This window comes from Pseudomonas sp. RIT623, assembly GCF_004519305.1.
Classification (GTDB): Bacteria; Pseudomonadota; Gammaproteobacteria; order Pseudomonadales; family Pseudomonadaceae; genus Aquipseudomonas.
In genome coordinates this window covers 124,659-138,126 of the sequence record NZ_SOZA01000001.1, presented here as the reverse complement: position 1 = coordinate 138,126, position 13,468 = coordinate 124,659, and the positions used below count along the sequence as shown (strand labels likewise).

The window sequence follows — 13,468 nt, the reverse complement described above, 5'->3', positions numbered from 1 at the left end:
CTGGGAATGGACTTACCGTACAAGCGAAAAAAAGTGCGGGTTTCATTCCTTTTTTGATCGATCTTGATGGCCATGGGGCCGCTTTGCGGCCCTTTCGCGACACAAGGCCGCTCCTACAGGGGATCGCGTACCCCTGTAGGAGCGGCCTTGTGTCGCGAAAGGGCTGCGCAGCAGCCCCAGCCATCTCAAGCCTGAAGCTGCTCGCGAACCCACTCCACCAACGCCCGCACCTTCGGCACCTCCGCCGCATGTTCGGCAAACGCCAGGTAATACGCGCCGTTGCTGCGCATCGCATGGTTCCAGGCCAGCACCAGGCTGCCCTCGGCCAACTCCTTGGCCACCAGGTAGCGCGGCACCAGCGCCACCCCACAGCCGGCCTGCGCCGCGCTCAGGGCCATGTAGAAGGTGTCGAAGCGCGGCCCGTGGTAGCTGTTGTCGGTGTGCAGCCCTTGCTCCAGGAACCACTCGTGCCAGGCCTGCGGGCGCGAGGCGCTTTGCAGCAGTACCAGCTCCGCCAGCGCACCCACGTCGGGCAGCGTGCGCCCTTGCAGCAGCTCCGGCGCGCACACCGGCACCACCTCCTCACCGAACAACTCCAGGCAAGTTGCTCCCGGCCAGGTCCCATGGCCGTAGAAGAACACCACGTCGGCGGAGCCCTGCAGAAGGGCGAACGGCTCCATCTCGTTGCGGATGTCCAGGTGGATGTTCGGGTGGCGCTTGCCGAAGCCCTTGAGGTGCGGGATCAACCAGCGCACGCCGAAACTCGGCTGAGTGGCTACTTTCAATACTTCGGTCTGCGTGCCGTAGGTGAGCACGTAGCGGCTGGACATGTCGACCTGGGTGAGGATCTTGTTCACCTCGGCCAGGTAAAGGGCGCCGGCGGGGGTCAGTTGCAGGCGCCGGCGGATGCGCAGGAACAAGTGATGGCGCAGCATCTCTTCGAGCTGCGCCACCTGCTTGCTCACCGCGCTCTGGGTCAGGTGCAGCTCTTCGGCGGCGCGGGTGAAGCTCAGGTGGCGGGCGGCGGCCTCGAAGCACTGCAAGGCGGTCATGGAGGGAACCAGGCGTTTGGACATAAGGGTCTCGGCGGCTGAAATCATTACCTGACGGAATGATATGCGGAATAAAGGTCGTTTGTTGCACCTGTGTAATCGGATTAATACTGACCCACGTCATTTTCCAACCCTTCACCCGATGAAAGGAGAAGCACAATGGTTGCTGGACTGCTCGAGCGCCTTGGCGTTGCCGCCGCGGCTTACACCCAGGGCGACTACCCTGTTCACACCCCGATCGACGGCAGCCAGATCGCCGCGGTGAAGCTGCTCGGCAAGGCCGACACCATTGCCCGCATCGACCAGGCTCAGCAGGCCTTCGAAGCCTGGCGCAGCGTGCCAGCGCCACGTCGCGGCGAGCTGGTGCGCCTGTTCGGCGACGTGTTGCGTGCGCACAAGGCCGACCTCGGTGAGCTGGTGTCCATCGAAGCCGGCAAGATCACCCAGGAAGGCCTGGGCGAAGTGCAGGAGATGATCGACATCTGTGACTTCGCCGTCGGCCTGTCGCGCCAGCTGTACGGCCTGACCATCGCCTCCGAGCGCCCGGGCCACCACATGCGTGAATCCTGGCACCCGCTGGGCGTGGTCGGCGTGATCAGCGCCTTCAACTTCCCGGTCGCCGTGTGGGCCTGGAACACCGCGCTGGCCCTGGTGGCCGGTAACGCGGTGGTGTGGAAGCCGTCCGAGAAGACCCCGCTCACCGCCCTGGCCTGCCAGGCCCTGTTCGAAAAAGCCCTCAAGGCCTTCGGCGACGCGCCGGCCGGCCTGAGCCAGCTGGTAATCGGCGGCCGTGAAGCCGGTGAAGCCCTGGTCGACGACCCGCGTGTGCCGCTGGTCAGCGCCACCGGCAGCACCCGCATGGGCCGGGAAGTGGGCCCACGTGTGGCGGCACGCTTCGGCCGCAGCATCCTCGAGCTGGGTGGCAACAACGCCATGATCCTCGCCCCGAGCGCAGACCTGGACCTGGCCGTGCGCGGCATCCTGTTCTCTGCCGTGGGCACTGCCGGCCAGCGCTGCACCACCCTGCGCCGCCTGATCGTGCACCGTTCGATCAAGGATGAAGTGGTGGCCCGGGTCAAGGCTGCCTACGCCAAGGTGCGCATCGGTGATCCGCGCAAGGACAACCTGGTCGGCCCGCTGATCGACAAGCAGTCGTTCGACGCCATGCAGGGCGCGCTGGCCAAGGCCCGCGATGAAGGCGGCCAGGTGTTCGGCGGCGAGCGCCAGCTGGCCGAGCAGTACCCGAACGCCTACTACGTGACCCCGGCCATCGCCGAAATGCCGGCCCAGAGCGACGTGGTGCGCCACGAAACCTTCGCGCCGATCCTCTACGTGCTGGCCTATGACGACTTCGAAGAGGCCCTGCGCCTGAACAACGAAGTGCCACAGGGCCTGTCGTCGTGCATCTTCACCACCGACATTCGTGAGGCCGAGCGCTTCCAGAGTGCTTCGGGCAGCGACTGCGGCATCGCCAACGTCAACATCGGCACCAGCGGCGCCGAGATCGGCGGGGCGTTCGGTGGCGAGAAAGAGACCGGCGGTGGCCGTGAGTCGGGCTCCGACGCCTGGAAAGGCTACATGCGTCGCCAGACCAACACTGTGAACTACTCGCGCGAGTTGCCGCTGGCGCAGGGCATCGTGTTCGACTGATGATCGCAGGCGGGGGCTCTGCCCCCGTTTCGCGGCACAAGGCCGCTCCTGCAGGAGATTGCGTTGCCTGTGTAGGAGCGGCCTTGTGCCGCGAAAGGGGCGCAACGCGCCCCCAACAAGAACAACACCGCTGGAGCCGGGCCATGTCCGAACTGCGTCAAGAATGTCTGTGGGAACACGTCACCCAGCCGACCGTCGCCGCCCAGGCCCTGGCCGGCGAGCACAAAGCTGACGTCTGCGTGATCGGCGGCGGCATCACCGGGCTGTCCGCGGCGATCCACCTGCTGGAGCAAGGTAAATCGGTGATCCTGCTGGAGGCCTGGAAGATCGGTCACGGCGGCTCGGGGCGCAACGTCGGCCTGGTCAATGCAGGCACCTGGATCCGCCCCGACGACGTCGAGGCCACCCTCGGCCACAAGCAAGGCAGCCGCCTGAACAAGGTACTGGGCGAGGCACCGGGCGAAGTGTTCGCCATGATCGAGCGTTTAGGTATCGACTGCCAGGCCCAGCACAAAGGCACCCTGCACATGGCGCACAATGCCACCGGCATCGCCGACCTCGAAGCTCGCCACCAGCAATGGACCCGGCGCGGCGCCGATGTCGAGCTGCTGACCGGGGCGCACTGCCAGGAATACTGCGGTACCGACAAGATCTCCGCCGCGCTGCTCGACCGCCGCGCCGGCACCATCAACCCCATGGGTTACACCCAAGGCCTGGCCGCCGCTGTGACGCGCCTGGGCGGCAAGTTGTTCCAGCAATCCGCTGTCGAGGGCCTGGAGCGCGACGGCGACACCTGGCAGGTGAAGACCGCGCGCGGCACGGTGCGCGCCGACAAGGTGGTGATCTCCACCGGCGCCTACACCGAAGGGGATTGGAGCAACCTGCAAAAACAGTTCTTCCGTGGCTACTACTACCAGGTGGCTTCCAAGCCCTTGCACGGCGCCGCCGCCGACAAGGTCCTGCCCCATGGGCAGGGCTCGTGGGACACCCGCACCGTGCTCAGCAGCATCCGCCGCGATGACCAGGGCCGCCTGCTGCTGGGCAGCCTCGGCCGGGTCGACAACAAGCCGGCGTGGTTCGTGCGCAGCTGGGCCGACCGCATCCAGAGCCACTACTACCCGGAGCTGGGCAAGGTGGAGTGGGAAATGCACTGGACCGGCTGCATCGACTTCACCCCCGACCACCTGATGCGCCTGTTCGAGCCGGCGCCGGGGCTGGTGGCGGTGACCGGCTACAACGGCCGTGGCAATACCACCGGCACGGTGATCGGCCGGGCCTTTGCGGAGTTTCTGCTCAAGGATGACCCGGACCGCCTGCCAATCCCGTTCTCGCCGATGAAGCCGGTGAGCGCGCCATCGTTGCGCACGGCGTTCTACGAGTCGGGGTTCTCGCTGTATCACGCCGGGCAGTGTCTGCGGGTAGTGCTGTAATCGCCATCGCGGCCCGACTTGCGCCGCGACAGGCTCACTTATGCAGCCAGCTCAGGAAACCGCCTTTCTTCACCACCGCCGGCTTCTGCAATAACAGCGATTCGCGCTTCTGCCGCCGGAACCGTTGCAGCTTGGTCAGTGCCGACTTCACATCGCCGCTTTCGCTCAGGCAACCGCGCACCTGTTCCTTGTCGATGCGATACAGCATGCAGCCGCTCAGGGCGCGGAACTCCACGGGCGAGGCCTCATCGTCCACCAATCCCTCCAGCCCCAGCACCTCTCCAGGCCCCATGCGCCCGCCTTCGATCAGCCGTTCGCCATCGCGCACCGACGCCAGTACCACGCCGCGGCTGATCAGCAGCACATGCTCCGAGCGCTCGCCAATGTCGAGGATCACCTGGTCAGCGAGGTATTCCACCGTGGTCATGCGCTGGCTCAGGGCGTCGCGTTCTTCGTTGCTCAGCGAGCGGAACACCCGTACTTCGTCCAGCAGCTCGCGCTGGCGGCTGCGCACCGGGGCGCCCAGCTCGGTGTTCCAGGTCACGCCGCTGGCTTCCAGGTGGCGGTGGGCGAGGTCGAACAACTGGTTGCGCACTTCGGTCTTGCGCGACATCTCGGCGATGAAGCCGCTGGCCTCGTACTCCACTGACTCCAGTGTCGCAGCCTTTACCGTGACCTTGGGCGCCGGCTTGTCCAGCAGGATGCTGGTGCCTTGTAGGGTTTTCTCCAGTGCATCGAACACCCGTTGCGGGCGCACCTTGGCCGGCACCACCACGCTGATCGACACCCCGTGCACCTCGGCCGGGCGGCTGAAGTTGAGAATCTTGGCCTTGGCTGCCACCGAGTTGGGGATGACCGCCAGGCTGCTGTTGCCAGTGATCAGCCGGGTGGCCCGCCAGTCGATATCAACCACCTTGCCCTCGGTGCCGTCGATCGAGATCGCGTCGCCGATCTGGTAGGGCCGTGTGGTGTTCAGCACGATGCCCGAGAACACGTCGGCCAGCGTGCTCTGCAGCGCCAGGCCGATGACGATGGCCATGACCCCTGAGGTGGCCAGCAGCCCCTTGACCGGCAGTTGCATCACATAGGCCGCCGCCGCCACCGCTGCGACCAGGAAGATCAGCGCCCCGACCACATCCTGCAGCAGACGCCCGCCGTGGCTGCCCCGCGCCACCAGCAACAAGCCGAACACCACCGTCACCGTGCGTGCGCCGAACAGCCACCAGCCGATCCCCAGCACTGTGGCCATCAGGTTGCGCGAGACATCGTCGGCCCAGGGCGGTGGTTGCAGGGGGCTCATGCCCGCGGCCAGCAAGAGCCAGCTGAACAGCAGGAAAATCGCCAGCCGCGACGCGATGCGCCAGGCGCGGCGCTCCAATGGGATCAGGTGCCAAAGCAGCAGGTCGAGGAAGATCAGGGCGGTGCCGAGCAACAACGGGGAGGACTCGATGAAGGCCAGCATGATGGTCTCGGTGCGGGGGAGGGCTGTGGCTAGTAATAGAGCAGGTTGAAGGGGCACGCAATGGGCATGCAGGAGGCGTAGAACGGGCTGCTTCGAGGGCATGCCGTTCTTGCTGTATGCCGAAGAGTTGGAAACAATGGCGCGCGGCCGGTCTGATTCCGTCGAATGGGGCATCCAATTGGTGGAGCATGCCGGCAAGGAGCAGCAATGACATTGTGTGAAACCCTCAGGCTCATCAATCTGCTCATGTTCGGGGGGGTGATGGTGTCCGCATCCGCCCTGGCGATCTATGCCTGGTTCTTCGCCAGGCAGCGCGGCCTGGACATCAACACCTTCGAAGGGGCGGGCGAGGTCCACAGGCTGGCCATGACCTTCGAGCACAAACTGCTCTCGTTATTGCTCATCCTGGGGCTTTATGTGTTCCCCCTGTTGCTTGCCCTGTCGTTCGGCCCGTTGATCTGGGGGTTGTTCCAGGGGTGCGAGTACAGGCTCAGTGGTCGCAATTCACACATTGTCTGGAAGCTGGTCCGTTGAGCGGCTCTGCGTAAAGGGAAAACTATCGTTCATAAAACAGAACGCTAGGGCCAATTTTTGCCGTCTACCGGCTCAAAGGTGATCAATCTAATCTTTGCCCATCAACGCGAAACACCGATGGCAACGACAATCACACACCTTTGGGAGCAACGACCATGAGCAAATTCACTTACACCCGCCTGAACAAAGACGACGCCGCCGTACTGCTGGTCGACCACCAGGCCGGGCTGCTGTCCCTGGTCCGTGACATCGAGCCGGACCGCTTCAAGAACAATGTGCTGGCCCTGGCCGACCTGGCCAAGTACTTCAACCTGCCGACCATCCTCACCACCAGCTTCGAGCAAGGCCCCAACGGCCCGCTGGTGCCGGAGCTCAAGGAGCTGTTCCCGGATGCCCCGTACATTGCCCGCCCCGGCCAGATCAACGCCTGGGACAACGAAGATTTCGTCAAGGCAGTGAAGGCCACCGGCAAGAAGCAGCTGATCATTGCCGGCGTGGTGACCGAAGTGTGCGTGGCCTTCCCGGCGCTGGCGGCCCTTGAAGAAGAGTTTGAAGTGTTCGTGGTCACCGACGCCTCCGGCACCTTCAACGAAATGACCCGCGACGCCGCCCATGACCGCATGAGCCAGGCCGGTGCCCAGTTGATGACCTGGTTCGGCGTGGCCTGTGAGCTGCACCGTGACTGGCGCAACGATGTCGAAGGGCTGGCGGCGCTGTTCTCCAACCACATCCCTGATTACCGCAACCTGATCACCAGCTACAACGCCCTGACCGCCGGCAAGTAAGACACCGGGCGCCGGAAACGGCGCCTGGTTGTTCCCGCTGCTAGTCTTCCACGGCCAGCCCAGCCCCCTTCTCTGTCATGTATCGGTGGCAAGCTCAGTCGCGCTTGCCGCCCTCGAGGGAGAACGCCATGTCCCAGGATCCCAACGACAAGAGTCGCCGCCAGTTTCTGGCCACCAGCACGGTACTCGGCGCCGCTGGCGCACTTTGGTCCGCATTGCCCTTCGCCGGCGCCGCCGGTTTCGCCCACGCCGCCACCCAAGGAAGCGCCATGACTGCCGACCTCATCCTGTTCAACGGCAAGCTGCATACCGTTGACCGTGAAAAGCCCCGCGCCAGTGCCGTTGCCATCAAGGACGGCAAGTTCCTTGCCGTGGGCAGCGACGCCGAAGCCATGGCCCACAAGGGCGCCGCCACGCAGATCATCGACCTCAAACAGCGCACGGTCATCCCGGGCCTCAATGACTCGCACCTGCACCTGATCCGTGGCGGCCTGAACTACAACCTCGAACTGCGTTGGGAAGGCGTACCGTCCCTGGCCGACGCCCTGCGCATGCTCAAGGACCAGGCCGAGCGCACGCCGAGCCCGCAGTGGGTGCGCGTGGTCGGCGGCTGGAACGAATTCCAGTTCGCCGAAAAGCGCATGCCCACCTTGCAAGAGATCAACCAGGCCGCGCCGGACACCCCGGTATTCCTGCTGCACCTGTACGACCGCGCCTTGCTCAACCGCGCCGCGCTCAAGGCCGTGGGCTACACCAAGGACACGCCGAATCCGCCGGGTGGCGAGATCCAGCGTGACAAGTTCGGCAACCCCACCGGCATGCTCATCGCCCGGCCAAATGCCACGATCCTCTACGCCACCTTGGCCAAGGGACCGAAGCTGCCGCTGGAGTACCAGGTCAACTCTACCCGCCAGTTCATGCGCGAGCTTAACCGCCTCGGCCTGACCAGCGCCATCGATGCCGGCGGCGGTTACCAGAACTACCCGGACGACTACCAGGTGATCCAGGAACTGGCCGACAACGACCAGCTGACCGTGCGCATTGCCTACAACCTGTTCACCCAGAAGCCCAAGGAAGAGCTCATCGACTTCAAGAACTGGACGCAGAAGGTCAAGCCGGGCGACGGCAATGACTTCTTCCGCCACAACGGTGCTGGCGAGATGCTGGTGTTCTCCGCCGCCGACTTCGAGGACTTCCTCGAACCGCGTCCGGACCTGCCGCAGACTATGGAGCAGGAGCTGGAGCCGGTGGTACGCCACCTGGTCGAGCAGCGCTGGCCGTTCCGCCTGCACGCCACCTACGACGAGTCGATCTCGCGCATGCTCGACGTGTTCGAGAAGGTCAACCGCGACATTCCGTTCAATGGCCTGCCATGGTTCTTCGACCATGCCGAGACCATCACCCCGCAGAACATCGAGCGGGTGCGGGCGCTGGGCGGGGGTATCGCCATCCAGGACCGCATGGCCTTCCAGGGTGAATACTTCGTCGATCGCTACGGCGCCAAGGCCGCCGAGCACACCCCGCCGATCAAGCGCATGCTCGACATGGGCGTGCCGGTGGGGGCCGGGACCGACGCGACCCGGGTGTCCAGCTACAACCCGTGGACGTCGCTGTACTGGATGGTCAGCGGCAAGACCGTCGGCGGGCTGGAACTGTATCCGGAAGGCCTTAGCCGCGAGACCGCGCTGCAGCTGTTCACCCACGGCAGCGCCTGGTTCTCCAGCGAGCAGGGCAAGAAGGGGCAGATCAAGGTCGGCCAGCTGGCGGACTTGGCGGCGTTGTCGCTGGACTTCTTCAGCGTCGATGAAGAGGCGATCAAGGGCATCGAGTCGGTGCTCACTGTTGTCGATGGCAAGGTGGTGTACGGCGCCGCCGAGTTCGACAAGCTGGGCCCGGCGCAGGTGCCGGTGTTGCCCGAGTGGTCGCCGGTGGCCAAGGTACCGGGGCACTGGCGCGCCGGGGCACCGATGGCGGCGGCGCTGCACCAGTGCGTCGGGCCGTGCGGGGTGCATGCCCATAGCCATGAGAAGGCGCGGCACTCCAGTGTGCCGGTGAGCGATTACCAAGGGTTCTGGGGCGCGCTGGGCTGTTCCTGCTTCGCGTTCTGAGTGGGCCTGGGGCTGCAACGCAGCCCCTGTATCTAAGCCATGTCGCTGATGGCGAATTCTTCCGCCAGATGGTCGATCAACGACCGCACCGACGGCAGCAGCCCGCGCCGCGACGGGAAGATCGCATGCACGATGCCGCATCGCGGATGCCAGTCCGGCAGAAGCTCCACCAGGCGCCCCGCCGCCAAGTCCTCGCGCACCGCCACCCTGGGCAGGTGCGCGATCCCCACGCCTGCCACCACGAAGTGTCGCAAGGCAAACAGATCATCGGTGACCATTCGCGGCGTGTGCGGGATTACCAGGCTGCGGCTCATGTCCTCGCCCTGGAACAGCTCCCACTGGTACTCACGCTGGGCGCTGCCCCAATGGACGCTGGGCAGCTCACTGAGCTGCTGCGGGTCGAAGCCTTCAGCCAGCCGTTCGAGAAACGACGGATGCCCGACCAGGCACTGGGTGCTGTTGCTCAGCACCTTCATCACCATGTCGGTGTTCTCCAGCGGCGGGAAGCGCACCCGCAGCGCCACGTCGAAGCCCTCGTGCAGCAGGTCGACGCGGCGGTTGGTGCTCTCGATGAACAGCTCCACCTGCGGGTACTTGAGCATGTAGCGGGTGAGCATCGGACCGACCCAGGAGTTGAGCAGGGTGGTCGGGCAACTGATGCGCACCAGCCCCCTCGGTTCGCTGCGGTTGCGCTCGATGATCTCGGCAGCGCCCTCGGCCTCAACGCGCATGGCCAGGCAGCGGTTGTAGTAGGCCTGGCCGATCTCGGTCAGCGAGCAATGCCGGCTGGTGCGGTGCAGCAGGCGCACGCCGAGGCGCTCCTCGAGGTCGGCGATGCGCCGGCTGAGCTTGGATTTGGGCATGTCCAGCGCCCGCCCGGCCGGGGCGAAGCCACCGTGCTCGACCACCTGGGTGAAGTAGTAGAGGGAGTTGAGGTCTTCCAAGGGGCGATCTCCACAGCGCGCCGGGGTAGTGGGGCGCAGTCTACCGGGCGGTGATGGCCTTCATCCAACTCCCTTGAAGGCAATGTCGCTCAGGGCGACTCGATACCCTCCAGCATCGCCTCGGTCAGGCCCTCGGCCATCTCGATCCCATGCAGGCTGGCCCACAGCAGGCTCCTGCCGGTTTCATCCGTATGCTCCAACGCCTTGTAGCCGACGTTGTAGGCACTGCGCAGGTACTCGGCGACATGCACCAAGGCGTCGTGGGCGTTGATATTGGGGTTGACCGCGAACAGCGGTGGGTGGCCGGCGTCGCATTTGCCGAAGGTGTGGTGGCGGGTGTCGGGAAGGGGTGGGTCGGGGACGATTTTTTTCATTGCAGTGATCCTCTAAGGGTTGAACCGCAACCGTCCGTTTCCACGCAGAGGGTGGCAGTCGTACGCGGGGTGGAAACCGGTTAGAGGTCAACCCGGCAGGCCAGGCGGCCTCCCGCGCACAACTGCCATTGAAGGCAATAACCCTAACCGGATTTCCACGTCCGATCGCTGAACAGACAGCGACCGGGAGATCCTAGAGGGCATGATTTCCCCGGACAATCAGACGGGAATCGACAGACTTCGTAGAGTATTTCCCGGCTTATAGGCTGCCTAGTGAGAAGATTCTTCAAGGCTTGTGGGAAATTGCCAGAACCCCCCGTTTTGGCGCTATTAGCCGGCCATTTCTGGCTACATTCCATTTGTCCGCTTCCGTTGACTTGCCTGGCGGCTGTTGTTAGCGTTTCAGATGAGCGCGAAACCAGTTGCCATTCAGCGGCAATAGCTGGCGTAGGAACCCCGTCGATGGCTGAATCATCAGCGTAGGGTGAGACCTCCACACCCCGGCTTGAGGGTGTGTATATGAATATCAAGCATCGCTTCAGGGCCACTGTTCGCAGTGGCCCTTTTCTTTGCCTGGCAGAAACTCATAGCGCTGATACAGCAGCTCGCCGTGACGGCGCTTGTTCAGTGCTTTCGCATCGCATTGCATGAAATTCCACAACAGCTTGCCCTGCTCCAGCGTAACGATCACCAGCATCTGCCGCTTGGATTCATAGGCGCCGATGAACGCCAACCTATGGGTGTCGTTGCTGTATGCGACCCGCCATACCTCGAATGGTCCGGTTAGTGTATCCAGCGCCACTCTGGCAAAGCGTTCTCTGGCATCCTGGCGCTTCTCGACGATGTGGGCGATGCAGCTGTGGCGGATCTGGACCACACCAAGAGGGGTGTCGATGCCCCGCGAATACATGGACGATGTATTCAGGCCCAGGTGATACGCGACCAAATCCACTGCGACGAGATGATTGTCAGCTGCAATGAGTTCTTCGACGGTAGGCGCACGCCATGCCCGATCAAGGGTCCTGAGATCGGGTAATTGCAGGTCCAGCCAAGTGCTCTGACCTTTCTTCTCGGTAATCTTCGGGGACGCAGAGTAGGGGCTCAAGGAAATCCCTGGCAGCGATCAGGTTCGCTGTAATGGCGGCGACCTGATCAGCCTAGGGAGCAGGGTGTGCTCGAACAATCAGAGGGCCATCGACAGGTTTCGTAGGGTATTTCCTGCGCCTGGCCCTCAATCCTCATCCGACGCAAACAACCGCTCCAGCTCCACCCGCGCTTCCTTGGCCGTCTGCATCACCTTGGCCCGATCGTCGCGGACCTGCCCCTGGGCTTCCAGCACCTGTTCGTCATGCTCGGTGAACCGGGCGATGCGGTCTGTCGCCTGGGCTTCGGAGAGCCCCAGCCCGACCAGCGCGCGGCGGCTCATCTCCAGGCTGGAATAGAACGTCTCGCGAATCGGGTCGGCACCCACGTCCATCAGCTTGTGCACATGCTGACGGTTACGTGCCCGGGCGATCACCTTCAGGTGCGGGTACAGGCGCTTGGCCCGCTCCGCGGTGTGAATGGCCACCTCGGGGTCGTCGATGGTGATGATGAAATACTCGGCCTCGCCGACCTTGGCCGCGTGCAGCACTTCGGGGCGCAGTGGGTCGCCATAGAACACCGGCACCTGTTCGAACATGCGGGTCATCTCGATGGCGTCCACCGAGGTCTCCAGGGCTATGAACGGGATCTTCTGCGCCCGCAGGATGCGCGCGACGATCTGGCCCATGCGGCCCATGCCGGCGATCACCACGCGCGGGGTGCCAGCGTCGATGGCCTTGTACTGCTCGGGCACCTCGCGGGCGGGTTGCGGGCGCTTCAGGGCGCGGGCGCAGCCGAGCATCAGCAGCGGCGTTAGGGCCATCGACAGGGTGATGGTCATCAGCAGCAGGTCGTAGGTCTGGGTGTCGAACAGGCCCTGGTCCTTGCCCAGCTTGAACACCACGAAGGCGAACTCGCCGCCGGCAGCCAGCACCATCCCCAGGCGCAGGGCGCTGGCGCTGTTCAGGCCACCGGCCAGGCGGCCGACGCCGATCAGCAACGTAAGCTTCACGCCGATCAACAACAGGGTCAGGCCCAGCAGTACCAGCGGCATTTCCAGCAGCAGGCGCAGGTTGGCGCCCATGCCGACGCTGATGAAGAACAGGCCCAGCAGCAGGCCTTTGAACGGCTCGATCTGCGATTCCAGTTCATGGCGGTATTCGGAGTCGGCCAGCAGCAGGCCGGCGAGGAAGGCGCCCAGGGCCATGGACACGCCGGCCTCCTCCATCAACCAGGCGGTACCGATCACCACCAATAGCGCGGTGGCGGTGGACACTTCCGGCAAACCGGTGCGGGCGACGATACGGAACAACGGGCGCAACAGGTAGCGACCGCCGACGATGACGATGGCGATGCTGGCGAACACCTTCAGGCCATGCTCGAGGCTGTCGCCGTGGCTGGTGTCCGGGCCGCTCGCGGCCAGCAGCGGCACCAGGGCGATCAACGGGATGGCGGCGATGTCCTGGAACAGCAGGATGGCGAAGGCCAGCCGACCGTGGGGCGCATTGAGCTGCTTGCTTTCGGCCAGGCTCTGCAGGCCCAGCGCGGTGGACGACAGGGCCAGGCCAAGGCCGAGCACGATGGCCGCGGGTAGCGTCTGGCTGAAGCCGAACAGGGCGATGGCGCCCAGTACCGCGCCGGTCAGGATCACCTGCGCGGTGCCGACGCCGAACACCGATTTGCGCATCAGCCACAAGCGTCGTGGTGAAAGCTCCAGGCCGATGATGAACAGCAGCAACACCACGCCCAGTTCGGAGATGTGCGCGACGCTCTCGGTATCGCGGATCAGCCCCAGGGCCTGCGGGCCGATGGCCACGCCGGCCAGCAGGTAGCCGAGCACGGCGCCCAGTTGCAGGCGCTTGGCCAGTGGCACGGCGACCACGGCTGCGAGAAGGAAGATGACGGCGGTTTGTAGCAGGCTGCCTTCGTGTGGCATTGCTCGGACTCCTTGAACTGCGTGCGGCAGCGTGTGATGCAACAGCTTATGTCATCGATGAAAGAGGCGGGCATTTTCGGGTGAGATGGGAAGCAGGGCAATTCCTGGGT

11 protein-coding genes are annotated in these 13,468 nt (G+C 64.5%); 5 read left to right on the top strand and 6 right to left on the bottom strand.

What is annotated here, in order from left to right:
* Positions 1-185: 185 nt before the first annotated feature.
* Positions 186-1,076 (bottom strand): LysR family transcriptional regulator, encoded by an 891-nt coding sequence (locus tag E3U47_RS00630; RefSeq protein ID WP_134689012.1) that lies wholly within the window; start codon positions 1,074-1,076, stop codon positions 186-188.
* Positions 1,077-1,211: 135 nt separating this feature from the next.
* On the opposite strand from E3U47_RS00630, the gene E3U47_RS00625 reads away from it, so the two are divergent.
* The gene (locus tag E3U47_RS00625; protein ID WP_134689011.1) at positions 1,212-2,702 is read left to right on the top strand and encodes an aldehyde dehydrogenase family protein; all 1,491 of its coding nucleotides are present in this window, start codon (positions 1,212-1,214) and stop codon (positions 2,700-2,702) included.
* A 143-nt stretch (positions 2,703-2,845) separates the two neighbouring features.
* Complete coding sequence (locus E3U47_RS00620; RefSeq protein WP_134689010.1) at positions 2,846-4,132, top strand: FAD-binding oxidoreductase; 1,287 nt, start codon at positions 2,846-2,848, stop codon at positions 4,130-4,132.
* A 34-nt stretch (positions 4,133-4,166) separates the two neighbouring features.
* Here the strand turns inward: E3U47_RS00620 and E3U47_RS00615 are convergent, their stop codons facing one another.
* Positions 4,167-5,594, bottom strand: a complete 1,428-nt coding sequence (locus E3U47_RS00615) for a mechanosensitive ion channel family protein (protein WP_134689009.1) — start codon at positions 5,592-5,594, stop codon at positions 4,167-4,169.
* A 207-nt stretch (positions 5,595-5,801) separates the two neighbouring features.
* Between E3U47_RS00615 and E3U47_RS00610 the strand changes: the two genes are divergently transcribed.
* The 3 genes from E3U47_RS00610 (at position 5,802) to E3U47_RS00600 (ending at position 9,021) form a co-directional block, all read left to right on the top strand.
* A complete protein-coding gene (locus E3U47_RS00610) occupies positions 5,802-6,128 on the top strand; it encodes a hypothetical protein (RefSeq protein ID WP_134689008.1) in 327 nt (108 codons plus the stop codon).
* Between the two features lie 155 nt (positions 6,129-6,283).
* On the top strand, positions 6,284-6,913 hold the full coding sequence (ycaC, locus tag E3U47_RS00605) for an isochorismate family cysteine hydrolase YcaC (RefSeq protein ID WP_134689007.1): 630 nt from the start codon (positions 6,284-6,286) through the stop codon (positions 6,911-6,913).
* 269 nt (positions 6,914-7,182) lie between these two features.
* On the top strand, positions 7,183-9,021 hold the full coding sequence (locus E3U47_RS00600; RefSeq protein ID WP_167659418.1) for an amidohydrolase: 1,839 nt from the start codon (positions 7,183-7,185) through the stop codon (positions 9,019-9,021).
* Between the two features lie 32 nt (positions 9,022-9,053).
* Here the strand turns inward: E3U47_RS00600 and E3U47_RS00595 are convergent, their stop codons facing one another.
* The 4 genes from E3U47_RS00595 to E3U47_RS00580 form a co-directional block, all read right to left on the bottom strand.
* Positions 9,054-9,965: a LysR substrate-binding domain-containing protein gene (locus E3U47_RS00595; protein ID WP_134689005.1), complete on the bottom strand. Its 912-nt coding sequence runs from the start codon at positions 9,963-9,965 to the stop codon at positions 9,054-9,056.
* An 89-nt stretch (positions 9,966-10,054) separates the two neighbouring features.
* A complete protein-coding gene (locus E3U47_RS00590; protein ID WP_134689004.1) occupies positions 10,055-10,339 on the bottom strand; it encodes a DUF6124 family protein in 285 nt (94 codons plus the stop codon).
* 538 nt (positions 10,340-10,877) lie between these two features.
* Positions 10,878-11,444 (bottom strand): PBECR2 nuclease fold domain-containing protein, encoded by a 567-nt coding sequence (locus tag E3U47_RS00585; protein ID WP_134689003.1) that lies wholly within the window; start codon positions 11,442-11,444, stop codon positions 10,878-10,880.
* Between the two features lie 126 nt (positions 11,445-11,570).
* Positions 11,571-13,358, bottom strand: a complete 1,788-nt coding sequence (locus E3U47_RS00580) for a monovalent cation:proton antiporter-2 (CPA2) family protein (RefSeq protein WP_134689002.1) — start codon at positions 13,356-13,358, stop codon at positions 11,571-11,573.
* Positions 13,359-13,468 lie beyond the last annotated feature (110 nt).

Excerpts from the sequence above, each read along its gene's own strand:
- E3U47_RS00600 (WP_167659418.1), top strand. The coding sequence starts at position 7,183 with ATGACTGCCGACCTCATCCTGTTCAACGGCAAGCTGCATACCGTTGAC.
- E3U47_RS00620 (WP_134689010.1), top strand. The coding sequence starts at position 2,846 with ATGTCCGAACTGCGTCAAGAATGTCTGTGGGAACACGTCACCCAGCCG.
- E3U47_RS00590 (WP_134689004.1), bottom strand. The coding sequence starts at position 10,339 with ATGAAAAAAATCGTCCCCGACCCACCCCTTCCCGACACCCGCCACCAC.
- E3U47_RS00615 (WP_134689009.1), bottom strand. The coding sequence starts at position 5,594 with ATGCTGGCCTTCATCGAGTCCTCCCCGTTGTTGCTCGGCACCGCCCTG.
- ycaC (WP_134689007.1), top strand. The coding sequence starts at position 6,284 with ATGAGCAAATTCACTTACACCCGCCTGAACAAAGACGACGCCGCCGTA.
- E3U47_RS00630 (WP_134689012.1), bottom strand. The coding sequence starts at position 1,076 with ATGTCCAAACGCCTGGTTCCCTCCATGACCGCCTTGCAGTGCTTCGAG.
- E3U47_RS00625 (WP_134689011.1), top strand. The coding sequence starts at position 1,212 with ATGGTTGCTGGACTGCTCGAGCGCCTTGGCGTTGCCGCCGCGGCTTAC.
- E3U47_RS00580 (WP_134689002.1), bottom strand. The coding sequence starts at position 13,358 with ATGCCACACGAAGGCAGCCTGCTACAAACCGCCGTCATCTTCCTTCTC.
- E3U47_RS00610 (WP_134689008.1), top strand. The coding sequence starts at position 5,802 with ATGACATTGTGTGAAACCCTCAGGCTCATCAATCTGCTCATGTTCGGG.